The 23,399-nt window shown below is 68.4% G+C and carries 19 protein-coding genes and 1 pseudogene; 10 read left to right on the top strand and 10 right to left on the bottom strand.

Going from position 1 to position 23,399, the window contains the following annotated elements; genetic code table 11:
- Positions 1 to 26: 26 nt before the first annotated feature.
- Complete coding sequence (locus P0D62_RS02100; protein WP_275700947.1) at positions 27 to 1,286, bottom strand: DUF4921 family protein; 1,260 nt, start codon at positions 1,284 to 1,286, stop codon at positions 27 to 29.
- Positions 1,287 to 1,335: 49 nt separating this feature from the next.
- Between P0D62_RS02100 and P0D62_RS02095 the strand changes: the two genes are divergently transcribed.
- On the top strand, positions 1,336 to 2,538 hold the full coding sequence (locus P0D62_RS02095) for an MFS transporter (RefSeq protein WP_275700946.1): 1,203 nt from the start codon (positions 1,336 to 1,338) through the stop codon (positions 2,536 to 2,538).
- A gap of 9 nt (positions 2,539 to 2,547) precedes the next feature.
- Positions 2,548 to 3,411 (top strand): annotated as a pseudogene (locus P0D62_RS02090) (phosphoribosylaminoimidazolesuccinocarboxamide synthase); the annotation flags it as partial.
- Positions 3,412 to 3,519: 108 nt separating this feature from the next.
- Here P0D62_RS02090 and P0D62_RS02085 read toward each other — a convergent pair.
- The 5 genes from P0D62_RS02085 to P0D62_RS02065 all read right to left on the bottom strand — a co-directional run bounded on the left by P0D62_RS02085 (position 3,520) and on the right by P0D62_RS02065 (position 8,878).
- The gene (locus P0D62_RS02085) at positions 3,520 to 4,554 is read right to left on the bottom strand and encodes a DUF4349 domain-containing protein (RefSeq protein ID WP_275700945.1); all 1,035 of its coding nucleotides are present in this window, start codon (positions 4,552 to 4,554) and stop codon (positions 3,520 to 3,522) included.
- Positions 4,555 to 4,637: 83 nt separating this feature from the next.
- Positions 4,638 to 5,780 carry a carbohydrate kinase family protein gene (locus P0D62_RS02080; protein WP_275700944.1) on the bottom strand — a complete coding sequence of 381 codons (1,143 nt, stop codon included), beginning with the start codon at positions 5,778 to 5,780 and terminating at the stop codon, positions 4,638 to 4,640.
- The gene (locus tag P0D62_RS02075) at positions 5,777 to 6,586 is read right to left on the bottom strand and encodes a carbohydrate ABC transporter permease (RefSeq protein ID WP_275700943.1); all 810 of its coding nucleotides are present in this window, start codon (positions 6,584 to 6,586) and stop codon (positions 5,777 to 5,779) included. Before P0D62_RS02075 ends, P0D62_RS02080 begins: the two co-directional genes overlap by 4 nt.
- Positions 6,583 to 7,500 carry a carbohydrate ABC transporter permease gene (locus P0D62_RS02070; RefSeq protein ID WP_275700942.1) on the bottom strand — a complete coding sequence of 306 codons (918 nt, stop codon included), beginning with the start codon at positions 7,498 to 7,500 and terminating at the stop codon, positions 6,583 to 6,585. The genes P0D62_RS02075 and P0D62_RS02070 overlap by 4 nt, the downstream gene beginning before the upstream one ends.
- Positions 7,493 to 8,878 (bottom strand): ABC transporter substrate-binding protein, encoded by a 1,386-nt coding sequence (locus P0D62_RS02065; RefSeq protein ID WP_275700941.1) that lies wholly within the window; start codon positions 8,876 to 8,878, stop codon positions 7,493 to 7,495. The genes P0D62_RS02070 and P0D62_RS02065 overlap by 8 nt, the downstream gene beginning before the upstream one ends.
- A 120-nt stretch (positions 8,879 to 8,998) precedes the next feature.
- Between P0D62_RS02065 and P0D62_RS02060 the strand changes: the two genes are divergently transcribed.
- The 4 genes from P0D62_RS02060 (at position 8,999) to purQ (ending at position 12,217) form a co-directional block, all read left to right on the top strand.
- Positions 8,999 to 9,769: a DeoR/GlpR family DNA-binding transcription regulator gene (locus P0D62_RS02060; RefSeq protein WP_275700940.1), complete on the top strand. Its 771-nt coding sequence runs from the start codon at positions 8,999 to 9,001 to the stop codon at positions 9,767 to 9,769.
- Positions 9,766 to 11,145, top strand: a complete 1,380-nt coding sequence (locus P0D62_RS02055; protein WP_275700939.1) for a family 4 glycosyl hydrolase — start codon at positions 9,766 to 9,768, stop codon at positions 11,143 to 11,145. The genes P0D62_RS02060 and P0D62_RS02055 overlap by 4 nt, the downstream gene beginning before the upstream one ends.
- A 161-nt stretch (positions 11,146 to 11,306) precedes the next feature.
- Positions 11,307 to 11,546: a phosphoribosylformylglycinamidine synthase subunit PurS gene (gene purS / locus P0D62_RS02050; protein WP_275700938.1), complete on the top strand. Its 240-nt coding sequence runs from the start codon at positions 11,307 to 11,309 to the stop codon at positions 11,544 to 11,546.
- Entirely contained in the window at positions 11,546 to 12,217 is a 672-nt protein-coding gene (purQ, locus tag P0D62_RS02045; protein ID WP_275700937.1) for a phosphoribosylformylglycinamidine synthase subunit PurQ, read from the top strand. Before purS ends, purQ begins: the two co-directional genes overlap by 1 nt.
- A 397-nt stretch (positions 12,218 to 12,614) precedes the next feature.
- Here purQ and purL read toward each other — a convergent pair whose 3' ends face one another.
- Positions 12,615 to 14,906 (bottom strand): phosphoribosylformylglycinamidine synthase subunit PurL, encoded by a 2,292-nt coding sequence (purL, locus tag P0D62_RS02040; protein ID WP_275700936.1) that lies wholly within the window; start codon positions 14,904 to 14,906, stop codon positions 12,615 to 12,617.
- Here purL and P0D62_RS02035 point away from each other — a divergent pair.
- Positions 14,905 to 16,236 carry a dipeptidase gene (locus tag P0D62_RS02035; protein ID WP_275700935.1) on the top strand — a complete coding sequence of 444 codons (1,332 nt, stop codon included), beginning with the start codon at positions 14,905 to 14,907 and terminating at the stop codon, positions 16,234 to 16,236. The genes purL and P0D62_RS02035 overlap by 2 nt on opposite strands.
- A gap of 13 nt (positions 16,237 to 16,249) precedes the next feature.
- Here the strand turns inward: P0D62_RS02035 and P0D62_RS02030 are convergent, their stop codons facing one another.
- Positions 16,250 to 16,513, bottom strand: a complete 264-nt coding sequence (locus P0D62_RS02030; protein ID WP_275700934.1) for an HPr family phosphocarrier protein — start codon at positions 16,511 to 16,513, stop codon at positions 16,250 to 16,252.
- A 204-nt stretch (positions 16,514 to 16,717) separates the two neighbouring features.
- On the opposite strand from P0D62_RS02030, the gene purF reads away from it, so the two are divergent.
- Positions 16,718 to 18,181, top strand: coding sequence for an amidophosphoribosyltransferase (gene purF / locus P0D62_RS02025; RefSeq protein WP_275700933.1), 1,464 nt, complete (start codon positions 16,718 to 16,720; stop codon positions 18,179 to 18,181).
- A complete protein-coding gene (gene purM, locus P0D62_RS02020; RefSeq protein ID WP_275700932.1) occupies positions 18,178 to 19,224 on the top strand; it encodes a phosphoribosylformylglycinamidine cyclo-ligase in 1,047 nt (348 codons plus the stop codon). The genes purF and purM overlap by 4 nt, the downstream gene beginning before the upstream one ends.
- Here purM and P0D62_RS02015 read toward each other — a convergent pair.
- Positions 19,221 to 20,480, bottom strand: a complete 1,260-nt coding sequence (locus tag P0D62_RS02015; protein ID WP_275700931.1) for an FAD-binding protein — start codon at positions 20,478 to 20,480, stop codon at positions 19,221 to 19,223. The genes purM and P0D62_RS02015 overlap by 4 nt on opposite strands.
- A 287-nt stretch (positions 20,481 to 20,767) precedes the next feature.
- Positions 20,768 to 22,978, bottom strand: a complete 2,211-nt coding sequence (locus P0D62_RS02010) for an NADP-dependent isocitrate dehydrogenase (RefSeq protein ID WP_275700930.1) — start codon at positions 22,976 to 22,978, stop codon at positions 20,768 to 20,770.
- Positions 22,979 to 23,166: 188 nt separating this feature from the next.
- Here P0D62_RS02010 and P0D62_RS02005 point away from each other — a divergent pair, with 188 nt between their 5' ends.
- Entirely contained in the window at positions 23,167 to 23,379 is a 213-nt protein-coding gene (locus P0D62_RS02005; RefSeq protein WP_275700929.1) for a DUF3073 domain-containing protein, read from the top strand.
- Positions 23,380 to 23,399: the final 20 nt, after the last annotated feature.

The raw sequence follows: 23,399 nt of genomic DNA, 5'->3' as shown, positions 1-23,399 counted from the left end.
GGCTCGGCCGCGGGCGGCCTCGCGCCTCAACGAGCGCGGTGTGGGTCGCGTCCCAAGGCGCTGAGGCGGCTGAGGGCGCGGTCGCGGACGTCGTACGGGGACAGCGTGTTGATGTTGATCTTCGTACCGCCCTCGAAACCTGCGAGCGTGGAGATGCGCCACTTCAGGTTGATCCGCCAGGGCATCTCCTGGGCGAAGCCGCGCGGGCGGTAATGCCACTCCTCGTTGCTGGGCACCTCGTCGCCCGTCGCGACGTGGCAGGCGCGCAGCAGCGCCGCCATCCCGGCCACCTGCTCAGGCGAGTGCTCCCACGGGCGGAGGTGGCCGTCGGCCTTGGAGTGGATCTCGAGCGTGGGGAAGCGGTGACCGTAGCCGGCGAAGGCGACGGCGTGGTCGTTCTCGGCCACCACCAGGCCCTCGGATCGGGCGTACTCCACCGCCTCGCGGTAGGCGTCAGGCCTTGCGGCGATGATCAACCGCTCGCGCCGGGCGGCCTCGCCGGGTTCGTCGATCGCCACCACCTGCTTGTGCAGATGATCGAAGCTCGCCCCGGCCGGACGCAGCCAGTTCTGGAAGGTAGCGACGTAGCGCACGGCGTCGTTGAGTTGCCAGAGGTCGGCCATCGCGTCGATGGTCAGCGCCAGGTAGGCCAGGTGCTCGTCAGGCGCCAGCGACGCCACGCCGGCGAGCTGGTCGGTGGTGGTGGCGCCGTCGACGAAGTGGCGCGGGCCGATGATCACGTCGTGGCCGCCGGCGAAGAAGTTCTCCACCAGATCCAGCCGGGCCGCCTTGTCCGCCTGCTCCCACGACTCGACGGTGCCCCCGCCGGCCAGCCATCTCGACTTGGCCATCCCCATCGCATGAGCGCGGCCGACGGGGTCGCTCAGATAGGACTGCATCCGTGCCCGAGCCTCGTCGGGGATCTTGTAGCCGTGGTTGGCCTGCCAGTAGTCGAGCGAGAGGATCTCGAACAGGTTGGGAACCCGGCGCACATGGGCGACGCTGCGGTCGAGCTCGATGGCGGACAGCGCGTCGAGCCTCCGGTAGCCCTGAGCGGTGCGCACCAGCCGCGACTTCTCCGGCGGGGTGTCCAGGTAACGACGGTGGCAGAAGGCGCAGTGCCGACCGTGCTGGCTGTGATCGATCGGTTCGCCCGCGCCGGCGGGGGCGCCCAAGGGGCGGTGGCCGCGCCCGGGCACCGTCCAGACCTGCGTGCCCGACAACGGGTTGGTCTGCTTGATCGTGCCGTCGGCGAGCCGTCGGATGGGGGGCGGATCGTTCTTCATCCCTCACACTTTAGGCATCGTTGAGCACTCGGGGGCAGAATGGGCGGCGATGCCTGCCAACGCCACTTCAGAGAAGATCCCCACCCAGATCTGGGTGCTCGTGGGAGCGGCCTTCGCGGTCGCCGTGGGCTACGGCCTGATCGCGCCGATCCTTCCCCTTTTCGCACAGCAGATGTCGGCTTCGGTGACCGCGACGACGATCGTGGTCAGCGCCTTCGCCGCCTTCCGACTGCTGTGGGCGACGCCCGCCGGTTCGCTGGTGCAGCGCTTCGGCGAGCAGCGCACCTACATGGCGGGCGTGCTGATCGTCGCTGCTTCGTCGGCGGCCACGGCGTTCGCCGCCAACTACTGGCAACTGCTGATCTTCCGCTCGCTGGGCGGCATCGGTTCGGTGATGTTCACCGTCGCGGCCGTCGGCATGCTGGTGAAGCTCGCCCCGCCGACGATGAGAGGCCGAGTCTCCGCGCTGTACGGAGCCACCTTTTTGGTGGGCAACATCACCGGGCCGCTGATCGGCGGCCTGCTGGGTGGCTTCGGGGTGCAGGTGCCGTTCCTGGTCTATGCGGGCTTCCTTGTGGTTGCGGCGGCGTTGGTGGGCTGGCTGCTGCCGCGCGAACGCCTGCTCGGGGCCTCCGGACAGGGTGCGCAGCCGCCGATGACCCTGGCCGAGGCGTTCCGCGACAACGCCTATCGCGCGGCGCTCGCGACCATGTTCGCCAACGGATGGGCCAACTTCGGCGTGCGGGTCTCGCTGATTCCGCTGTTCGTCGCCTTCGCGGTCAGCGATGAGCCGTGGGTCTCCGGCGCCGTGCTCGCGGCCTTCGCGGTGGGCAACGCCGCGACGCTGCCCTTCTCGTCCCGCTATGCCGACCGACGAGGTCGTAAGCCGCTGATCCTGGTCGGATCTCTGATCGCGGGAGGCTTCACCGCCATCCTCGGCTTCGGCGGGCAGTTCTGGTGGATCCTGCTGCTGTGCCTGGCGGCGGGCGTCGGCGTCGGCATGCTGAATCCGTCGACGCAGGCCGCACTGGCCGACATCATCGGCTCCGAGCGCTCCGCCGGCCAGGTGATCGCGGTGTCTCAGATGGTCGCAGACGTCGGCGCCATCATCGGTCCGGTCGTCGCCGGGCTGATCGTCGACACCTGGGGCTACGACTGGGCCTTCCTCTTGACGGGAGCCATCCTGTTGGTCTCGATGCTGCCGTGGCTGACCACCCCGGACACGCTGAAGCGGGTCTCTAAAGCCGCGTAAACTGCGGCCGTGAGCCAGTATGCGAGCCAGCTGAACCTGCCCCTTCGTTACGCCGGAAAGGTGCGCGAACTATTCGACGTCACCCACGACGGCGCACCCGCCATCCTGATGGTGGCCACCGATAACATCTCGGCCTACGACCATGTGCTCTCCACCCCGATCCCCGGCAAGGGAGCGATCCTCACCCAGCTGTCGCTGTGGTGGTTCGAGCAGCTGGCCGATCTGATCGACAACCACGTGCTGTCCACCGACGTGCCTGAGCCGGTGCGCGGCCGCGCCACCATCGTCGAGGCGCTCGACATGGTGGAGGTTGAGTGCGTCGCCCGCGGTTACTTGACTGGTTCGGGATGGGCCGAATACCAAGAGTCTCAGTCGGTATGTGGCGTACCGCTTCCCGCAGGCCTGCGCGATGGCGACAAGCTGCCCGAGCCCATCTTCACGCCCGCCATCAAGGCACCCCTGGGGGAGCACGACCCGAACGTCGACTTCGCCACCATCGCCAACCTGCACGGCGCCGACCTGGCCGAACAACTGCGCGACCTGACGCTCAGCGTCTATTCCCGGGCCGAGGCGCTGGCCGCCGAGCGAGGCGTGATCCTCGCCGATACCAAGTTCGAGTTCGGCCGGCGCGCCGACGGCACCCTGGTGCTGGCCGATGAGGTGCTCACCCCCGACTCCTCCCGCTTCTGGGACGCCGCCGCCTGGGTGCCGGGGGAGGCGCTGCCCAGCTTCGACAAACAGCATGTGCGCGACTGGCTGGCCAAGGAATCCGGCTGGGACAAGGCCTCCGACACCCCGCCCCCTGCTCTGCCCGACGACGTGGTGCGCGCCACCCAGGACCGCTACCAGGAGGCCTTCCGTCTCCTCACTGGCACCCCCTGGAGTGCCGCCTAGCCGCGTAACCTGCGCATGCCAAAAATAAAAGTGGCTGAGCGGGGGGTATCTGTGCAATACGTACAGATACCCCCCGCTCAGCCACTTTTATTCGGGAGAGTGGTTGCTAGTCGGCGGTCTCACCTCTGCTGCAGGCGCTGCCGGGATCGTTGTGGCCGGCACGAGCGGAGCCTTCTCGCTCTTCCGGCGACGCAGCCAACGGCGGATCGGGAAGAACAGCACCGCGCCGATGATCCACAGCGGCGACGTGGCGATCAGGAAGCTCAGGGCCCCGGCGATGACGCTGGCCGCTCCGCGGATGCCGTCGGTGATCGCCTGGGAGAAGCCCCACGACTCGCCCTCGGGACGAACGACGGCTCGTGGCTCGACCAACTCGACGGTCACCGTCGCCATCGCAGCCTGCCGTTCCAGATAGGTCACCTGTGCGTCGAGTGACTCGATATCGCCCCGCACCCGGCCCAGCTCCTCCTCGATCGACAGCATCTCCTTGACGTTCTTCGCGGCGTCGAAGAAGTCCCGCAGCCGGGCCTCCTGGGCCTGGAGGTTCTTCAAACGCGCGGACAGGTCGACGTGCTCCTGCGTGACGTCGTTGGTGGACTCCGACTGGTACTTGATCGTGCCCAGCTTGGAGACGTCCGCGATGAAGTCCTCGTACGAATCGCTCGGCACCCGGACGGTCACCCAGCCGCGCAGCGCCGTGCCGTCGCCGACGGGGTTGCCGTACTCGTCGTAGTGGTAGACCCAGTCCTCGCTGTCGGTGGCGACCTGCATGTCGGAGACGCTGCCCTTGTGGGAGCGGGTCAGGTCTCGGATCTTGGTGACGGTCTCGGCGGTGCTGGGCACCTCGACCCGCAGTACCTTGTTGCGGATGATCATCCGCCCAGCCTCGTCGCCGTAGACGTCCTCCGTCCCGTCGGCGGGGTACATCATGTCTGCGGCTGCCGGCATGTCTGCGCCTTTTTCGAACCCCGCGGTGGCTTGGTCGTATTGCCCAGCGTCCCTGCCGGCCTGCGGAGCGATCTCGCTATCCGTCGCAGCACCCGCTGCGCACCCCGCCAAGCTCAGCGCCAGGAACATGGTGGCGACACCCATCGCTATGCGACGGAACCGGTTGCGCTTCATCGTGGACTCCTCTTCTCGCGCCTTCGCTCCCTACGACGCGACGAGGTTCCAAAAAGGTTGGCCGGGAACGCTCACGGAGTCTCTCAGTAGTGGTGTTCCGCGTCGGAGGCCATGGCGAAGGTGCCCATCGCCCGGCGCACGCCTTGCACCCGGTGCTTGGGCACCAGGTCGTCCATGAAGCCGTACTGTTCCACCCGGAGCTGTGCCTTGGGGTCGTTGTCGGCCGCGCGGCGTTTGGTGTCGCGCCACCAGTCGGACAGGTCGCCCCAACCCGGGGCCGCCAGCGAGCCGCCGAAGCCCAGCACCGCCAGCGCGGAGCTGAGCGACGCGAAGCGCAGGCGCTGCTTCAGTGGCCAGCCGGCCAGCGTGCCGAGCACGCACGAGGCCGCGAACACGTCGCCGGCGCCCGTGGGGTCGATCGCCTCGACGCTCAGTGCGGGACAGTAGGCCTGCTCGCCGGTGGTCTGGTCGAGGGCGTAGCTGCCGCGCACCCCGTCGGTGACCACCGCGAGCGGCACCAGGTCGGCCAGCTTGTGCAGCGCCTCCGCGGGTGTGTCGGTGCGGGTGTAGCTCATCGCCTCGACCGAGTTGGGGGTGAAGGCATGGCATTGGGCCAGCGGCTCCAGGTCGGCGGGATCCCAGCGCCCGGTCTCGTCGAAGCCGACGTCCGCGAACACCAGGGTGCCGCGGCGCTTCAGTTCGTCCAGCCACGACACGTCGCCGTTGAGGTCGATGACGGCCGCCTTCGACGACGGCAGGCGGGTGAGGTCGCTGAGCACGGGTTCGGGCAGGGGATGGCCGTGGGTGACCATGCCGCGGTCGCCGCGGAACGCCATCGACACGGTGATCGCGGAATGGAAGTTGGGGAATTGGCGCGAGGCGCTGAGGTCGATGCGCTCCTGCTCGGACAGCGTCTCCCACATCCAGTCGCCGTAGGTGTCGTCGCCGAAACCCGCGACGAGACCGGTGCGCAGGCCCAGTCGCGCCGACGCGGTGGCAAGGTTGGCGATGCCGCCGGGGCACGAGCCCATGCCGGTGCTCCACAACTCCTCGCCCGGCTCGGGCAGCCGGGGGAGGCCGGTGAAGATGAGGTCGAAGAAGACGGTGCCAGTGGTGATCACGTCGAGCGGCGGATCCTCGGGCTTGCGGACCCGGGCCATCGGATCCCAGGCCCAGCAGTCCGGGCAGAAGACCTCGTCGTGATCGCGGTGCAGTTCGATGGTCATTCCTTAGCCGCTCCTTCCAGCATTCCGTTGATGAAGTAGCGCTGCAGGGCTATGAACATCACGACGATCGGTGTCGCGATGATCACGCCCGCGGACGCGATGAGCGCCGTGTCCGCGGTGTATTGCCCCTTGAAGATGGCCAGTCCGAGCGGCGCGGTGCGCCAGGCTCCCGTCGGGGACATGATCAGCGGGATCAGGAATTCGTTCCAGGTCCACATGAACATCAGCACCGCGACCGTCGCGATCGACGGCGCGGACGGCGGCACGACGACGCGCCATAGCGTCGAGAAGGCGCCCGAGCCGTCGATGGCGGCCGCCTCCACCAGGTTGGACGGGAGCGCACGGAACTGGGCGCGCATCCAGAAGGTGCCGAAGGCGACCGACTGGGCGATCTGGGGGAGCGCCACCGCCCAGATGGTGTCGGTCATGCCGAGCATGCGCAGGTCGAAGAACAGCGGGATGACGATGGCCTCGGCCGGGATCATCAGGCCCAGCAGGAAGAGGTAGAACAGCGCCGTCGCGCCGCGGAAGCGCATGGTTCCGAAGGCGTATCCGGCCAGGATCGAGAGCGCGAGGGCCGACGTGACGACCAGCGCCGCCACCGCCACCGAGCGCATCATGGCCGGGCCGAACTGCCCGATGTTCCACGCGTCGATCAGGTTGCCGAAGTGCAGGCCCGACGTCTGGTCGCGCACCTGCGGACCCAGCGCGGTGGCGACGATGGTGAGGATGGGGCTGATCGCGAAGATCGCGAAGACGGTCAGGACGACGTAGTTGAGCGTGCGTTCGGCGCGTGAGGTCTTCATCGTCGCACCGCCGGTTCCTCGCCGATCCGGGAGACGACGACGTTGATCAGGAAGACGATGATCGTGAGCACCACCGCCACTGCGGACGCAGAGCCCACTTCCTTGAGGGTGAAGGCGCGGTTGTAGACCTCGTAGCTGGGCACCGTCGTGCGGGTGCCCGGGCCGCCGCCGGTGGTGAGGTAGACCAGGTCGAAGGTCTTGAGTGCGGCGATGATGGTCAGCACCAGCGCCGTCGTGATCTCGCCGCGGACGCTGGGCAGCGTGATCGCGAAGAACTCCGAGACGGGGCCCGCGCCGTCGAGACGGGCGGCCTCGTAGAGATCGTTGGGGATGCGCCCCATGCCGGCCAGCAGGAGCAGCATCACCAGGCCGGTTGAGAGCCAGAAGCCGATCAGCCCGACGGCGGGCAGCGCCCAAGTGGGGTCGCCCAGCCAGCCGCGGGCGATGTGCCCCAACCCGATCGACTCCAGGAAGCGGTTGAGAGGGCCGTACGGGGAGTAGATCTGATGCCACGCGACGGCCACCACGACGAGCGCGATCACTTGGGGCAGAAAGATGATCGCCCGGTAGATACCGAGGCCCCGCACCTGGCCGCGACGCAGCACCGCAGCCAGGATGAGTCCTACGATCAGCGGCAGGATCGAGTAGTAGACGATCAGCTGGAGAGCGTGGCCGATGGAGGCCAGGAAGCGACGGTCGGTGAGCAGGTCGGCGTAGTTGTCCAGGCCGACGAAGGTGGACGGGCCGAATCCCGGCCAGTCGAACAGCGAGAACTGCGCCGACCGCACGAGCGGATAGAGCATGAACGCGCCGTAGACCAGCAGGGCCGGGAGCAGGTAGAGATACGGTGTGGCGCGCGAGCGCACCACCGCCGAGGGCCGCTCCCGGCCTCGCCGTCGGGTCGTGTCAGCCACCGATGAACGCCTGGTAGTCGTCCTCGAAGGCCTGCAGCACTTCCTCCGGCGTGCGCTGCGCGCCCAAGGCCTCCTGCAGACCCTGGCCGGCGGTGGCCGCGAAGGACGGGGTCGCGTAGTCGAGGTAGGGCAGCAGGGTTCCGTTGTTCGAGACCAGGTCGAAGGCCGTGTAGATCTCGTTCTGCACGCCGCTCTCGGGTGCCAGTTCGGCGGTGCGCAGCACCGGCATGCCGCCGTTGTCCGCGATCACCTGCATGGCGTCGTCGTTGGTGATGAAGTCGATGTACGCGGCGGCTGCGTCCTTGTTCTTGGCCTTGGCCGGGATGGAGAACGGGATGCCCGTGCCGCCGGTGGTGGCGGGGGTGCCGTCGATTCCGGGCGGCGGTGCCATGAAGTGCAGATCGTCGCCCATCGCGGCCTCCAGGTCCGCGCCCAGCCAGGAGCCGCCCGGCAGGAACACGCCGGTGCCCTTCGTGAACTCGGACCAGGCCAGGTCGTAGTCGAGGCCGTTCGGCGACGAGCCAAAGTAGCCCTCCGCGCCCCACTTGGCGAACTGCGTCATGGCCGCGACGTTGCCGTCGCTCAGCCAGCTGGCGCCGGCGTTGCCCATGCCGAGATTGACGATGTCCTGGGCAGCCACGAAGTGGCCCTGCAGCGGACCGAAGACGTGCAGCGCGGGCCAGCTCTCGACATTGCCGAGGATCATCGGCTGCTCGCCGGCCGCCTTGGCGGTGTCGAGCAGGGCGAGGTACTCCTCCCAGCTGTCGGGTGCCTTGCCGCCGATCTTGTCCAGCTTGCTGGCCGAGTAGAAGATGCCGACGATCTCGCCGGTCTGCGGCAGGCCGTACAGGTTGCCGTCGCCGAAGGTCGCGGCGTCGGCCGAGTAGCGCACCTTGCTCAACACGGAGGCCGGGAAGCGGTCCGCCCAGCCGTAGGCCTCGGCATAGGGGGTGAGGTCGGTGAGCTGGCCGGCCTTCACGTACTGGCCCATGTCGCCGCGCGCGTTGTTGACCTGGACGACGTCGGGGACATCCTCGCCGGACAGGGCCAGCGACACCTGAGCCTTGAGGTCGTCGAAGGACTGGCTGGTGCGCTTGATGGTGATGTTCGGGTACTTGTCTTGGAACGCCTGGTTGAGCGCCTCCAGAGCGTCGTTCTGCGAGCCGCGCGTCTCCTGGTCCCAGAGCACCAGCTCGACGTCGCCCATCGTCGCGGGGTCGGTGTTGAGGGCAGGAGCGGTGGCGGAAGTGCCCGGGTCGGCGGGGGTGGTCGTCGGGGCGGCGGGCTCACCGGGCGCGCAGCCGGCGGCCAGCCCGACGGTCGCGACACCGGCGATCGAGGCGAGCACGATCCGGCGGCGGAAACGGGGTTTGGTCATTGGTCCTCCTCATTGAACACGTGCTTCTAGTCTGCCAAAGCCTGCGATGAATTGATAGAAGATGTAGTGATTTGTTACAAACTGTTCAGTCTTGGTGACGGGGTGGGTTACGCTGAGCGCATGCTCACCGAGGTCCGCCAACGCCGTTGCCTGGAGCTGCTCCATGCTTCCGGCTCGGTGCGGATCCCTGCCGTGGCTCAGGCGCTGGGGGTTTCCGAGGCAACCGTGCGCCGCGATCTCGATGCGCTGGCCGAGCGCGGACTCGTCGAACGGGTCCGTGGCGGTGCGACGCTGCCCCGCGTCGGCATCCGTCCGGAGGCGGACGCACGGGCCTTTTCCGTGGTGGCGAAGAACCAGTCGCGGGAGAAGACAGAGATCGCACGGCTCGCCGCCGAGCAGGTTCGCGACGGAGACGTCGTCGCCCTCGACATCGGCACCACGGTCTTCGCGATGTGCGAGTATCTCGCGCATCGTCGTCTGACGGTGGTCACGGCGTCACTGGCGGTGGTGCGGGAACTCGCGGACGCGCCCGACATCGACCTCGTCATCATGGGGGGCGTGCTCAGGCCCAACTACGAATCGATGGTGGGCGCGCTCACCGAGATGTGCCTGCGGCAGGTGCGGGTGGACGCGGCGTTCCTTGGGGCGGCCGGGGTGCGACCGGACGGCGCCGTGCTGGACTCCACCCCCTCCGAGGTGCCCAACAAACGCGCCATGATCGACATCGCCACCCGCAGCTATCTGCTCGCCGACCACACGAAGTTCCCCGGCTCCGGCTTCCTCGAGGTGGCGCCCGTCACGGCATTCCACACCGTGATCACGGATCAGCCGCTCACCCCCGAGGCGCTCTTCCTGCCCCCCGAATCCACCCTGGAGGTGCTCACACCATGAAGCTCGCGATTCTCGGCGGTGGCGGGTTCCGCGTGCCGCTGGTCTACGACGCGGTGGTCACCAACGCGCTGGCCGCCGCGGGACGCCCTGCGATCGCCATCGACGAGGTGGCCCTGCACGACTCGTCACCCGAACGGCTGGCCGGGGTTTCTAAGATCCTCGACGAGCGCGCCGCCCAGCTGCCCGACCCGGCCTCCGCGCCGAGGGTGCTCGCCACCACCGATCTGCGCGAGGCCCTGCGCGGTGCCGATTTCGTCTTCTCCGCCATCCGCGTCGGCGGCGCCGAAGGGCGGATCGTCGACGAACGAGTGGCCTTGAACCTCGGCCTGCTCGGCCAAGAGACCATCGGTCCGGGTGGGCTCGCCTACGCGCTGCGCACGATTCCCGTGATGCACGAGGTGGCCACCACCATCGCGGAGGTGGCCCCGAACGCCTGGACCATCAACTTCACCAACCCCGCGGGCATCGTCACCCAAGCCATGCGCGGAGTGCTCGGCGACCGCGTCGTCGGCATCTGCGACACCCCGATCGGCCTGGTCCGCCGGGTCTCGCGCCTGCTGGGCGTCTCGCTGGAACACGATCAAGACCGAGTGGCCTACGACTACATCGGCCTCAACCACATGGGCTGGCTGCGCTCGGTGGCCATCGACGGCGTGGACCGGCTGCCGGAACTGCTGGCCGACGACGCTGCGCTTGAGCACATTGAGGAGGCCCGGCTCATCGGCAAGGAGTGGGTGCGTGCCACCGGCTGCCTGCCCAACGAATACCTCTATTACTACTGGCACACCGACCAGGCGGTCGCCCACATCCGGGAGGCGGACCATACGCGTGGCGAGTTCCTGGCCGAGCAGCAGCGCCGCTTCGACGCCGAGCTGGCGGCATCGTCGTCGCCGCTGAAGACGTGGCAGGAGGCGCTGCACGTGCGCGAGTCGACGTACATGGCCGAGGCCCGCGACGAGGAGCGCCGCGAGGAGGACATCGCCGGCGGTGGCTACCAGGAGGTGGCGCTGCGCCTGATGACCGCGCTGGCCACGGGCGCGCCCGAGCGGATGATCCTGGACGTCGGCAACGGCGCGGGCGGGTCGCGGATCGTGCCGGAGCTGGGCGACGACGTGGTGGTCGAGGCCGGCTGCGTCGTCGACGGCGACGGGGTGCACCCGCTGCCGGTCGCCCCCTTGACGCTGGCCCAGCTCGGCATGATGGCCCGGTTGCGCGCCTCGGAGCAGGCGATCGCCGAAGCGGCGCTGAGCCGATCACTAGAGAAGGCGTGGGAGGGTTTCGCGATCCACCCTCTGGTCGACTCACCGCGCCTCGGCCGCGAACTGCTCGACGGCTACCGCGCCGCCCACCCGGAGATCCGGACGCTGTTCGGGTAGTCAGCGCCGGGTGGTTTTCCTCCAGCTATGTATATGGCGCGATCTGCGCAGGAGGTACAGGTCGCGCCATATACGTAGCCGAAGCGCAGGCATGTCGTGTGCGGGTCCGCCTGGGAGCATCGGGTGGGCGGGATTGCGGGGTTTGAGGCTAAGCTGCTGCCATGCCACGCGTCGTCGTTAACGTCATGCCCAAGCCGGAGATCCTCGACCCTCAGGGCAAGGCCGTCACCGGAGCGCTCAAGCGTCTGGGATTCGAGGGCCTGACCGTGCGTCAGGGCAAGCGCTTCGAGATCGAGGTCGACGGGGAGGTCACGCCCGAGGTACTGGCCCAGATCGAGCAGGCCGCCGACAAGCTGCTGGCCAACACCGTCATCGAGTCCTTCGACGTGGTGGCCGACTGATGCGTCGGATCGGCGTCGTCACCTTCCCCGGTTCGCTCGACGATCAGGACGCGCTGCGCGCGGTGAAGATCTCGGGCGCCGAGGCCGTGCCGTTGTGGCACGGCTCCGACTCCATCGAGGGCGTGGACGCGATCGTGCTGCCCGGCGGGTTCTCCTACGGCGATTATCTGCGCTGCGGCGCCATCGCCCGGTTCAGCCCCATCATGGACACCATCATCGACGCAGCCGGCAAGGGGATGCCCATCCTCGGCATCTGCAACGGCTTCCAGCTGCTCTGCGAGGCGCACTTGCTCGACGGCGCCATGATCCGCAATGTGAACCAGCACTTCATCTGCCGCGACGAGAGGCTGCGCGTCGAGACCATCGACACCACCTGGAGCTGCGCCTTCACCAAAGGCCAGGAGATCGTCATCGCGCTGAAGAACGGCGAGGGCAACTACCAGGCCTCGCCCGAGACGTTGAAGCGCCTGGAGGACAACGACCAGGTGGTCTTCCGTTACCTGGACAACCCCAATGGCTCCGCCAATGACATCGCCGGCATCACCAACGCCAAGGGCAACGTCGTCGGCCTGATGCCGCACCCCGAGCACAACGTCGAAGAGCTGACGGGCTCGTCACTCGACGGCTTGGGCTTCTTCCAGTCGGTCCTGGCCTTCCTCCAGCGTAAGTAGATCCCCGATGCTCTCCTCGAAGAGCGTCACCATCACGGTCTTTGAGGTGTGAGGCCGTTCGCGGCCGAGCCTCGAAAAGACCAAGCGTGAGAGTTCGCAGGAACTAGTCCCGTGGTCCAGTCCGTCGTGTTACGGATGGGGTCGCGGTTGCTGAGGTGCGAGCGAAGCGAGCCTCGAAGTGCCCGCCGCCGGCCGTGTTCCGGCGCTTCGCGCGGGCCCACGGCTATTACGCCCACCACACCCACTCGCGAACCCCATCCTCCACACGACTAGGTTCTTCGGCTGCCGGTGGCTCTCCTCGAGGCTCGGCCGCGAGCGGCCTCGCACCTCGAAGAGCGTAAGTGGCGTGCACCTCGAAGAGCGTAAGTGGGGTGCACCTCGAAGAGCGCGGGTGGGGCTACCCCATCGCGGCGGGAATGGTGTCCGTCCACGCCTGGCGGGCGTCGTCGATGGAGACGGTGACGTCGCCGAACACCAACTCCGGGGCCTCGGTGACCTCGCCCAGCAGGGCGACCGGCACGCCGTAACGGCCAGCCAGCTCCTCCAACTCGCCCAAACGATCGGCTGGCAGGGACACGACCGCCCGCGCCGGGGACTCGCTGAACAGGGCGACGGTGGCGTCCTCGACGGGCAGCTCGACGGCGACCCCGAGCCCGCTGCGGAAGGCCGACTCCGCCAGGGCGATGGCCAGGCCGCCGTCGCTCAGGTCGTGGGCCGAGCTCAACAGTCCGTTCGCCGCAGCCTCGCCGAACAGCGCGCACAGCGCCTTCTCAGCGGCCAGGTTGGGCGCCGGCGGCTGACCGCCCAGGTGGGAGTGCGCGACGGCGGCCCAGATGGACCCGGACAGCTCTTCCTTGGTCTCGCCCAGCAGCACCACCGTGTCGCCGGCGGCCACGAAGCTGTTGCGGATGCGGGTGCGCACGTCGTCGATCACGCCGAGCACGCCGATGGTGGGCGTGGGCAGAATCGGGGTGGAGGCCGTCTGGTTGTACAGCGAGACGTTGCCCCCGGTCACCGGCAGACCCAGCTCCGCGCAGGCGTCGACCAGGCCCTTGATCGCCTCGACGAAGGTGTACATCACCTCGGGATCCTCGGGGGAGCCGAAGTTCAGGCAGTCGGTGATGGCCACTGGCTGAGCGCCGGCGACGGCGACGTTGCGGTAGGCCTCGGCCAGCGACTGCTGGGCGCCCCAGTACGGGTTGAGGTAGGTGAAGCGGGAGTTGGCGTCCAGCGCCAGCGCGATGCCGAGGTTGGTGTCCTCGTCGATGCGCAGCATGCCGGAGTCGTCGGGCTGCGCAAGCACGGTGTTGCCGCGCACGTAGCGGTCGTACTGATCCGTCACCCACGACTTGTCCGCGACGTTGCCGTGAGCCAGCACGCCGAGCAGCGTCTCGCGCAGGGCCTCAGCCGAGTTGTCGCGGGGGAGCGCCTCGGCCGCGTCGGCCTGGATGTCGTCCAGGTTCGCGGGACGGGCGAAGGGACGCTCGTACACGGGGCCCTCGTGCGCGACGGTCTTGGGATCGACGTCGACGATCACCTGGCCCTTCGACTCGATGATCAGCCGGTCGCCTTCGATCACCTCGCCGACGACGGTGGCCAGCACGTCCCACTTGGCGCAGATCTCCATGAAGCGATCCACGTTGGCAGGCTCGACCACCGCCATCATCCGCTCCTGCGACTCGCTCATCAGGATCTCCTCCGGCAGCAGGGAGGGATCGCGCAGCGGCACCAGGTCGAGGTCGACCCACATGCCGCCGTCGCCCGCTGAGGCAAGCTCGGAGGTGGCGCAGGAGATGCCGGCGGCGCCGAAGTCCTGGATGCCGTTGATGATGCCCGCCTGGAACAGCTCCAGGGTGCACTCGATCAGCAGCTTCTCCATGAAGGGGTCGCCCACCTGCACCGACGGGCGCTTGGCCGGGCCGGTCTTGTCGAAGGTCTCCGACGCCAGAATCGAGGCGCCGCCGATGCCGTCGCCGCCCGTCGCTGCGCCGAACAGGATCACCTTGTTGCCGACGCCGGAGGCGTGGGCAAGGTGCAGATCCTCATGGCGCAGCACGCCGACGCACAGCGCGTTGACCAGTGGGTTGCCAAGGTAGGACTTGTCGAACTGTACCTCGCCGCCGATGTTGGGCAGGCCCAGGCAGTTGCCGTAGCCGCCGACGCCGGCCACCACGCCGGGCAGCACCCGATGCGTGTCGGGCTCGTCGAGCGGGCCGAAGCGCAGCGAGTCCATCACGCCGATGGGGCGAGCACCCATGGCCAGGATGTCGCGCACGATGCCGCCGACGCCCGTGGCCGCGCCCTGGTAGGGCTCCACGTAGGACGGGTGGTTGTGCGACTCGGCCTTGAAGGTGACCGCGTAGCCCTGGCCGATGTCGACCACGCCGGCGTTCTCGCCGATGCCGGCCAGCAGCGGCCCGCGCGGGGTCTCCTGGGGCAGCACGCCGAAGCGCTTCAGGTGCACCTTGGAGGACTTGTAGGAGCAGTGCTCCGACCACATCACCGAGTACATCGCCAGTTCGGCGGCGGTGGGGCGCCGGCCGAGGATCTCGCGGATCCGCTGGTACTCGTCGTCCTTCACCCCCAGGGCGCCATAGGGCTGCTCCAGCTCAGGGGTGTTTCGCGCATGCTCGACCGTGTCTACCACGCGCCATAATCTATCGGACGATCGGCGTAGGCTGAGCCTCATGAGTGATGTGCGTGGTGCAGTCGATGCCGTCATGCCCGGGGTCGTCGTCGATCTGGAGCAGTTGGTGGCCATTCCTTCGGTTTCTTCTCTTCCTGAACACGACGGCGACGTGGCCCGTTGTGCGGCGGAGGTGCAGCGATTGCTGGAGGAGCTCGGCTGCCCGAGCGTGAGGCTGCTGGAGGCCGGCGGCAAGCCCGCCGTCTACGGTCATTTCCCCGCGCCCGAGGGGGCGCCGACGGTGCTGCTCTACGCCCACTACGACGTGCAGCCTACCGGCGAGCGCTCCGCCTGGACCGCCGAGCCCTTTCGGGCGACCGAGCGCGACGGGCGGCTCTTCGGCCGAGGCACGGCCGACGACAAGGGTGGGCTGGCCGTGCACCTGGCGGCGCTGCGTGCTTTTGAAGGCAGGCCGCCAGTGGGCGTCAAGGTCTTCGTCGAAGGCGAGGAGGAGATCGGCTCGCCCTCGATGCCTGCTCTGCTGGACACTTTCGCCGACGAGCTGTCGGCCGACGTCTTCGTGATCGCCGACTCGGTGAACTGGGAGGTGGGCAAGCCGTCGCTGACCACCTCGCTGCGGGGCACCGTCGACGCCGAGGTTACCGTCTCCACGTTGGCCACCGGCCTGCACTCGGGCCAATTCGGCGGCGTGGTGCCCGACGCGCTCACGGCGCTCTGCCGATTGCTGGCCACCCTGCACGACGAGAACGGCGACGTGGCCGTCGCGGGACTGCTGGGCAGCGACGACGTGTCCGTCGAGTACCCGGAGGACCGGCTGCGCGAGGAGACCGGCGTCCTGGACGGCGTCGAGTGGATCGGCACCGGCAGCCTTGCCGCCCGGATGTGGACCAAGCCGGCGGCCACCGTGCTCGCCATCGACGCCACCCCCGTGCGCGATGCCTCCAACACGCTGTCCCCGACGGCGCGTGCGAAGGTGAGCCTGCGGCTGGCTCCTGGCGACGACGCCGATCGGGCGGCGGTCGCGCTGGCCAGGCACCTGCGGGAGCACGCCGAGTGGGGCGTGCGCGTCGACGTGGTGCCCGGTCAAGCCGCGTCGGGCAGCGAGATCGCGATGACCGACGAACGCGCGGCCGCCTCGGTCGCCGCCTTCGACGAGGCCTTCGGCGTGACGCCGGTGCAGATCGGCTGCGGCGGATCGATCCCGATCGTGGCCGAGTTCGCGGCCCGCAATCCTGGCGCGTTGGTGCTTGTCACCGCGGTGGTCGACCCCACGTCGAGGATGCACGGCATCGACGAGTCGCTCGACCTTGGCGATCTGGCCAAGGCCGCTGCCGCCGAGGCCCTGTTGCTGGAGAACCTCTCGCAGCTGTAGCAGGAGGCGGACGCTAGTCGTGGAGGGTGAGATCCTGCTCGATGAGGCCCGCGATCCGCTCGACGGCGTCGGCGTTCGTTGACGTGACGGTGACCCGCGCACCGCACTCCGCGCCCAGCATCATGATGAGCAGGGCGGAGTTGGCGTTGACGCTTTCGTCGGTGCCGGCGAGCGAGAGCAGGACCGGTTCCTCGTACGCGGAGGCTTCCGATGCGATGGTCTGGGCGGGGGCCGCATGCAGTCCGATCCGAGATCCGACCACGACCGTCTTGCTCACCAACGCTGGCTCCTTCCGTGCGGGTTTCGCCACCCCGGCGCTGCACTGACACCGTGCGAAACCTGATCGCACGTCATCCTACAGAGTCATCCCAAGTCACACGCGGATAGGGCCAACCATCGGACCTTCCGGACAGCAAGGGCGTCGCAGGCCATCGGCGGAACCTCTTCGCCATGGGCGGCTTTCTGCCTCTATGCTGTGGGGGTGCTGCGACCCGACGGACGTTTGACCCTCGACCCCGGCTCCGACCGCGGCCCGCAGGATGAATGCGGTGTCTTCGGGGTATGGGCTCCCGACGAGGATGTTGCCCAACTCACCTACTTCGGCCTCTTCGCGCTGCAGCATCGCGGTCAGGAGTCCGCGGGCATGGCGGTCAGCAATGGTTCCCGGATCATGGTGTTCAAGGACATGGGCCTGGTGTCGCAGGTCTTCGACGAGGCCACGCTGAGTTCGCTGCCAGGCAAGCTGGCCATCGGGCACACCCGCTACTCGACGACGGGCGCCTCCGTCTGGCAGAACGCGCAGCCCACCTTCCGCTCGCTGTCCGACGGCACCGGTCTGGCGCTGGCGCACAACGGCAACCTGACGAACACCGCGGAGCTCGAGGAGTGGCTGCACGAGCTCGCGCCCAGCCAGCTGGTGCCCGCCAAGACCACCATGGACTCCACCAACGACACCTCGTTGGTCACCGCCATCATGACGTCCTTCAACAGCGTCGATATCGAGGACGTCGCGATGCAGGTGCTGCCGCGCCTGCGCGGGGCCTTCTGCCTCACCTTCATGACCGAGAACACGCTCTTCGCGGCGCGGGATCCGCAGGGCATCCGTCCGCTGGTGCTGGGGCGGCTGCAGGGCGGCTGGGTGGTGGCTTCCGAGAGCGCGGCGCTGGACATCGTCGGCGCCAGCTTCGTGCGCGAGATCGAGCCGGGGGAGTTCGTCGCCATCGACGAGCGGGGTCTGCGCACCAAGCGCTTCGCCGAGGCCAAGCCCAAGGGCTGCATCTTCGAGTACGTCTATCTCGCTCGGCCCGATACCACCATCGCGGGGCGCGGTGTCCATGCCACCCGAGTGCAGATCGGCCGCAAGCTCGCCGAGGAGCATCCCGTCGATGCCGACCTGGTGATCCCGGTGCCCGAGTCGGGTACCCCGTCGGCGGTGGGCTACGCGCAGGGCTCCGGCATCCCCTTCGGTCTCGGGCTGGTGAAGAACGCCTACGTCGGGCGCACCTTCATCCAGCCCTCGCAGACCATCCGGCAGCTGGGCATCCGATTGAAGCTCAACCCGCTGCGCGAGGTGATCGAGGGCAAGCGCCTGGTGGTGGTGGACGATTCGATCGTGCGCGGCAACACCCAGCGCGCACTGGTGCGGATGCTGCGCGAGGCCGGCGCCAAGGAGATCCACGTGCGGATCTCGTCGCCGCCGGTGGAGTGGCCGTGCTTCTACGGCATCGACTTCGCCACCCGCGCCGAGCTGATCGCGCCCGGGCTGTCGGTGGAGGAGATCCGACGCTCGCTCGGCGCCGACACCTTGGGCTACATCTCGCTGGACGGCCTCACCGAGGCCACCACCATCCCGGCCGACCAGCTGTGCCGCGCATGCTTCGACGGTAAGTACCCGATCGGAGTGCCGCCCGAGCAGGCCAAGCTATTGCAACTGGAGGAACGATGACCGCAGCCAAGTCCGCCTACGCCGCGGCCGGCGTCGATATCGAGGCGGGCGATCGTGCCGTCGAGTTGATGAAGGCCTCCGTCGCGCGTAGCCGCCGCCCCGAGGTGCTCGGCGGTTTGGGCGGCTTCGCCGGTTTCTTCGACGCCTCCGCCTTCAAGAACTACGAGCATCCGGTGCTCGCCACCTCCACCGACGGCGTGGGCACCAAGGTGGCCATCGCGCAGGCCCTGGACAAGCACGACACCATCGGCTTCGACCTGATCGGCATGCTCGTCGACGACCTGGTGGTGTGCGGCGCCGAGCCCCTCTTCGTCACCGACTACATCGCCACCGGAAAGGTGGTGCCCGAGCGGATCGCGGCGATCGTCGGCGGTATCGCCGAGGCGTGCATCGCCGCCGGCTGCTCGCTGGTGGGCGGCGAGACCGCCGAACACCCCGGCCTGCTCGGCCCCGACGAGTACGACATCGCCGGCGCGACGACGGGCATCGTCGAGCGCTCGAAGATCCTCGGTCCCGAGCGGGTTCGCCCCGGCGACGCGGTGATCGCCATGAAGTCTTCGGGCCTGCACTCCAACGGCTACTCGCTGGTGCGCCACGTGCTGCTGAACCAGGCCGGCTGGGCCCTGGACCGGCACGTCGACGAGCTGGGCCGCACCCTGGGCGAGGAGCTTCTCGAGCCCACCAAGGTGTACGCCCTCGACGTGCTCGACCTGATCGCCAAGGCCGAGGTGCACGCCATGAGCCACATCACCGGCGGGGGGCTGGAGAACAACCTTGCCCGCGTGATCCCCGACGGCATGACGGCCGTGCTGCAGCGCTCCTCCTGGACGCCGCCCGCGATCTTCCAGCTGGTGCAGCAGGTGGGTGGCCTCTCTCAGGCCGACGTCGACGCCACGCTCAACATGGGTGTCGGCATGGTCGCGATCCTGCCGCAGGACGAGGTTCCTGCTGCTCTCGCTGCCCTCCAGGCCCGAGGCGTCTGGAGTTGGATGCTCGGCGAGATCGAGGCCTCCGACGGCCCCGGCTCCGCTCGCCTCGTCTAGTCAGTTCTTCTCCCGTACCCGAGCGCGTGTTCGAGGTGCGGGCAGCGGAAGGTGCCGGCCGGATCGACGCGGTCGACGAGGTCGAGGAAGTCCGGCACTCGACGATAGGCCGCGGCTTGGTCGAAGACGTCGCTGCAGAGCTTTCCCCAGTGGGCGCGAGGGGAGAACGGGGCGAGTGCCGCCTCGATCTCGGGTAGGACGCGGACCACGTCGTCGGGGCGCTTCTGCCACGTGAAGTGGATGCCGAGACACGCTCCGCCTTCGCCGCCGCTCAGCCAGAGGTGATCCCCGGTGAAGGTGCGGAACTCGCTGACGTGCAGCACCGGGTCGATGCGATCGGCCAGTGCGCGTATGGCGCGCAGCGCCTCGACGGCCTGGTCGCGGGGCACGAAGTACTCGGACTGGAGCTCGTCGCCGCCGGCGCTGGGGGCCCGATCGAACCGGAAGTGCGCCAGGCGGGTCGCCCAGCTTCCGCGGGTGCCGATCGGGGTGAGGTTGTCGTCGGGCGAACCGCCGTCGGGGAGGGCCCCGACGCGCGGAGCCTGGAGCGCAGCGCCGAACCGGCTGGCGGTCGGCGTCGCGTCGTCGTTTCGGCACTTGAGCCACAGGGTCGAGAGGGTCGGCTCGCTCCAGCGACCCAGCACGCTGACGCTGTAGGCGGCGCTCATGACGTCGTCGAACTCGTCGAGGAAGCGGTCCCAGAGGAGGTCGGTGTAGATGTGCTGGGTGATGTCGTAGGTGGGTTCGATGGCCAGCTCGAGGCGAGTCGTGATCCCCAGCGCGCCGAGCGCCACCACGCTGCCCTCGAAGTCCGGCTCGCCAGCACGCACCCAGCTGAGGTCACCGTCGGGCCCGATCCGTTCAATCCCCCGAACAGCGGTGGCGAGGACGCCGTTGCCGTCGCCGGAGCCGTGGGTGCCCGTCGCGATGGCTCCGGCCACCGAGATATGCGGCAGCGATCCTAGGTTGTGCAGTGCCCAGCCCTGCTCCTGCAGGAAGCCTGCAACGGCGCCGTAAGGGACGGCTCCCGGCACCGTCACCGTCCGGGCCTGCTCGTCCAGCGAGAAGGGGAGGTCGACGGCGTGCATCGAGATGAGCGCGTCGGAATCGGCGATGGGGTTGAACGAGTGCCCGGTCCCCAGCGCGCGAATCCGACGCGCCCCGGCCACCATCGCCTGCGCGTCCTCCAGAGTGCGCGGCACAAGGACGTCGTGCGGGGTGAATGTGACGTTGCCCGCCCAGTTGGTCACTGCCATCCGCTCATCCTCCCACCCCGCCCCCGCCACCAATCCGACAATCCGACAATCCAGGAAAATCGGCCAATGGCCGATTTTGCGGTGTCTAGCGCCGAAAATGGGCCAACGCCCCAACAACCGTCGCCGGAGAGGGCGAGACGGTGGTCGATTTTCCGTTGTCTGTTGCCGAAAATCGGCCGTTGGCCGATTTTGCGGTTTCTCCGGCTGATCGGCGGCGGGACGCAGAGTCTGGGGAAGTACGACGAAAGCGCCCCTGCCGGGATGGCAGGGGCGCTTCGGTTGTCGTCTCAGAGCGCGTCGATGATCGCGTTCAGGGTTGCCGACGGGCGCATCACGGCGCTGGCCTTGGCGTCGTCCGGGCGGTAGTAGCCGCCGAGATCGGCAGGGGAGCCCTGCACGCCGAGCAGCTCGGCGACGATGGTCTCCTCACCCTCGGCCAGCGCCGCCGCGACGGGGGCGAAGGCCGTGGCCAGCTCCGCGTCGTCGGTCTGCGCCGCCAACTCCTGGGCCCAGTAGGTGGCCAGGTAGTAGTGCGAGCCGCGGTTGTCGATGCCGCCGAGGCGACGGGTCGGCGACTTGTCGTTGTCGAGGAACGTGCCAGTGGCGCGGTCGAGCGTCGTGGCGAGGACGGCGGCGCGGGCGTTGTCCTCGGTCTGCGCCAGGTGCTCGAACGACGCGGCCAGCGCCAGGAACTCACCCAGCGAGTCCCAGCGCAGGTAGTTCTCGGCCACCAGCTGCTGCACGTGCTTCGGGGCCGAGCCGCCGGCGCCGGTCTCGAACAGGCCACCGCCTGCCATCAGCGGAACCACCGACAGCATCTTGGCCGACGTGCCCAGCTCGAGGATCGGGAACAGGTCAGTCAGGTAGTCGCGCAGCACGTTGCCCGTCACCGAGATGGTGTTCTCACCGCGGCGGATGCGATCCACCGACAGCTTCGCGGCCTCGACGGGGCTGAGGATCTTGATGTCCAGGCCCTCGATGTCGTGCTCCCGGACGTAGGTGCCGACCAGCTGCGCGATGTTGCGGTCGTGCGCGCGCTCCGGGTCGAGCCAGAACACGGCCGGCCAGCCGGTGATCCGGGCGCGGGTGACGGCCAGCTTCACCCAGTCGCGGATGGGCGCATCCTTGGTCTGGCAGGCGCGCCAGATGTCGCCGGCGCTCACCTCGTGGCTCATCAACACATCGCCCGCGGCGTTGGTAACCTCGACGACGCCGTCGGCCTCGATCACGAAGGTCTTGTCGTGCGAGCCGTATTCCTCGGCCTTCTGCGCCATCAGGCCTACGTTCGGGACGGTGCCCATGGTGCGCGGATCGAAGGCGCCGTTGGCGATGCAGTCCTCGATCACGGCCTGGTAGACGCCGGCGTACGACGAGTCGGGGATGACAGCCAGGGTGTCGGCCTCTTCGCCGTCGGGGCCCCACATGTGGCCCGACTGGCGGATCATGGCCGGCATCGACGCGTCGACGATCACGTCGGACGGCACGTGCAGGTTGGTGATGCCCTTGTCGGAATTCACCATCGCCAGCGCCGGGCCGTCGGCCAGGCCCTTGTCGAAGGCGGCGCGGATCTCCGCGCCGTTGCCCAAGGCGTCGAGGCCGGCGAGGATCGCGCCCAGGCCGTCGTTGGGGGAGAGGCCCGCGGCGGCGAGGTCGTCGCCGAAGGTGGCGAACACCTCGGGGAAGAACGCCTTGATGACGTGGCCGAAGAGCACCGGGTCGGACACCTTCATCATGGTGGCCTTCAGATGCACGGAGAACAGCACGCCCGACTCCTTGGCGCGGGCGACCTGCTCGGCCAGGAACGCGTCCAGGGCAGCGGCGCGCATGACGGTGCCGTCGACGACCTCACCCTCCAGCACCTTCAGCCCGTCCTTCAGCACGGTCTCGGTGCCGTCGGCGGCGCGGTGCACGATCCGAAGCGTGTCGGCGGCGGGCATCACCACGGACTGCTCGTTGTGCCGGAAGTCGTCGGCGTCCATGGTGGCGACGGCGGTCTTCGACTCTGCCGACCACGCGCCCATGCGGTGTGGGTTCTTCTTGGCGTAGTTCTTCACCGACTCCGGTGCGCGACGATCCGAGTTGCCCTCGCGCAGCACCGGGTTCACGGCCGAGCCCTTGACGCGGTCATAGCGTGCGCGGATGTCGCGCTCCTCGTCGGTCTGCGGATCCTCCGGGTAGTCGGGCACCGCGATGCCTTGCGCCTGGAGCTCGGCGACGGCGGCCTTGAGCTGCGGCACCGAGGCGGAGATGTTCGGCAGCTTGATGATGTTCGCCTCGGGGGTCTTGGCGAGTTCACCCAACTCCGTCAGCGCGTCGGAGGCCTGCTGTTCGACGGGCAGTCGATCCGGGAACTGGGCGACGATGCGAGCGGCCAGCGAGATGTCTCGTGAGTCGATCTCGACCCCGGCCTGCCGTGCGAATGCCTCGATGATCGGCTTCAGTGAGTAGGTGGCCAGGAGTGGTGCCTCGTCCGTGAGGGTGTAGATGATGGTGCCCATGTGCCGGGTTCTCCTCCAAGGTCTCGGGTGGGCACTACTCTAGTGGTCGGCTGCACATGACGTGGGGCAGGCGACGCCCGGTGGGCGCGGTTGGCCAAAGTGCGTTCATTGGGTAGCCTGTGCGTCACGAAGAACTGACAGATTTCCGCGGCAACCCGCGAGGACAGAAGCAAGGGGGTCGACCCGATATGGGACGCGGCCGTGCAAAGGCAAAGCAGACGAGGGTCGCACGCGACCTGAAGTACCGCTCCGTAGACACCGATTTCGCCTCACTCGAGCGCGAGCTGCGTGGTTACAGCAGCGACAGCAGCAACGATGAGGTTCCCGACGCTTACTCAGACCCGGGTGATCCTTACGCGGATGACGACGACTCCTTTACAGGTGACGACACGCGTCCCTGACGTCCGGCGCTGAGGCAAGG

The organism is Tessaracoccus caeni (assembly GCF_029211185.1).
Lineage (GTDB): Bacteria > Actinomycetota > Actinomycetes > Propionibacteriales > Propionibacteriaceae > Arachnia > Arachnia caeni.
This window is presented reverse-complemented; position numbering and strand designations above follow the sequence as displayed.

Coding starts and splice junctions, on each gene's coding strand:
- P0D62_RS02100 (WP_275700947.1), bottom strand. CDS start 1,286: ATGAAGAACGATCCGCCCCCCATCCGACGGCTCGCCGACGGCACGATC.
- P0D62_RS02095 (WP_275700946.1), top strand. CDS start 1,336: ATGCCTGCCAACGCCACTTCAGAGAAGATCCCCACCCAGATCTGGGTG.
- P0D62_RS02085 (WP_275700945.1), bottom strand. CDS start 4,554: ATGAAGCGCAACCGGTTCCGTCGCATAGCGATGGGTGTCGCCACCATG.
- P0D62_RS02080 (WP_275700944.1), bottom strand. CDS start 5,780: ATGACCATCGAACTGCACCGCGATCACGACGAGGTCTTCTGCCCGGAC.
- P0D62_RS02075 (WP_275700943.1), bottom strand. CDS start 6,586: ATGAAGACCTCACGCGCCGAACGCACGCTCAACTACGTCGTCCTGACC.
- P0D62_RS02065 (WP_275700941.1), bottom strand. CDS start 8,878: ATGACCAAACCCCGTTTCCGCCGCCGGATCGTGCTCGCCTCGATCGCC.
- P0D62_RS02060 (WP_275700940.1), top strand. CDS start 8,999: ATGCTCACCGAGGTCCGCCAACGCCGTTGCCTGGAGCTGCTCCATGCT.
- P0D62_RS02055 (WP_275700939.1), top strand. CDS start 9,766: ATGAAGCTCGCGATTCTCGGCGGTGGCGGGTTCCGCGTGCCGCTGGTC.
- purS (WP_275700938.1), top strand. CDS start 11,307: ATGCCACGCGTCGTCGTTAACGTCATGCCCAAGCCGGAGATCCTCGAC.
- purQ (WP_275700937.1), top strand. CDS start 11,546: ATGCGTCGGATCGGCGTCGTCACCTTCCCCGGTTCGCTCGACGATCAG.
- P0D62_RS02035 (WP_275700935.1), top strand. CDS start 14,905: ATGAGTGATGTGCGTGGTGCAGTCGATGCCGTCATGCCCGGGGTCGTC.
- purL (WP_275700936.1), bottom strand. CDS start 14,906: ATGAGGCTCAGCCTACGCCGATCGTCCGATAGATTATGGCGCGTGGTA.
- purM (WP_275700932.1), top strand. CDS start 18,178: ATGACCGCAGCCAAGTCCGCCTACGCCGCGGCCGGCGTCGATATCGAG.
- P0D62_RS02015 (WP_275700931.1), bottom strand. CDS start 20,480: ATGGCAGTGACCAACTGGGCGGGCAACGTCACATTCACCCCGCACGAC.
- P0D62_RS02010 (WP_275700930.1), bottom strand. CDS start 22,978: ATGGGCACCATCATCTACACCCTCACGGACGAGGCACCACTCCTGGCC.
- P0D62_RS02005 (WP_275700929.1), top strand. CDS start 23,167: ATGGGACGCGGCCGTGCAAAGGCAAAGCAGACGAGGGTCGCACGCGAC.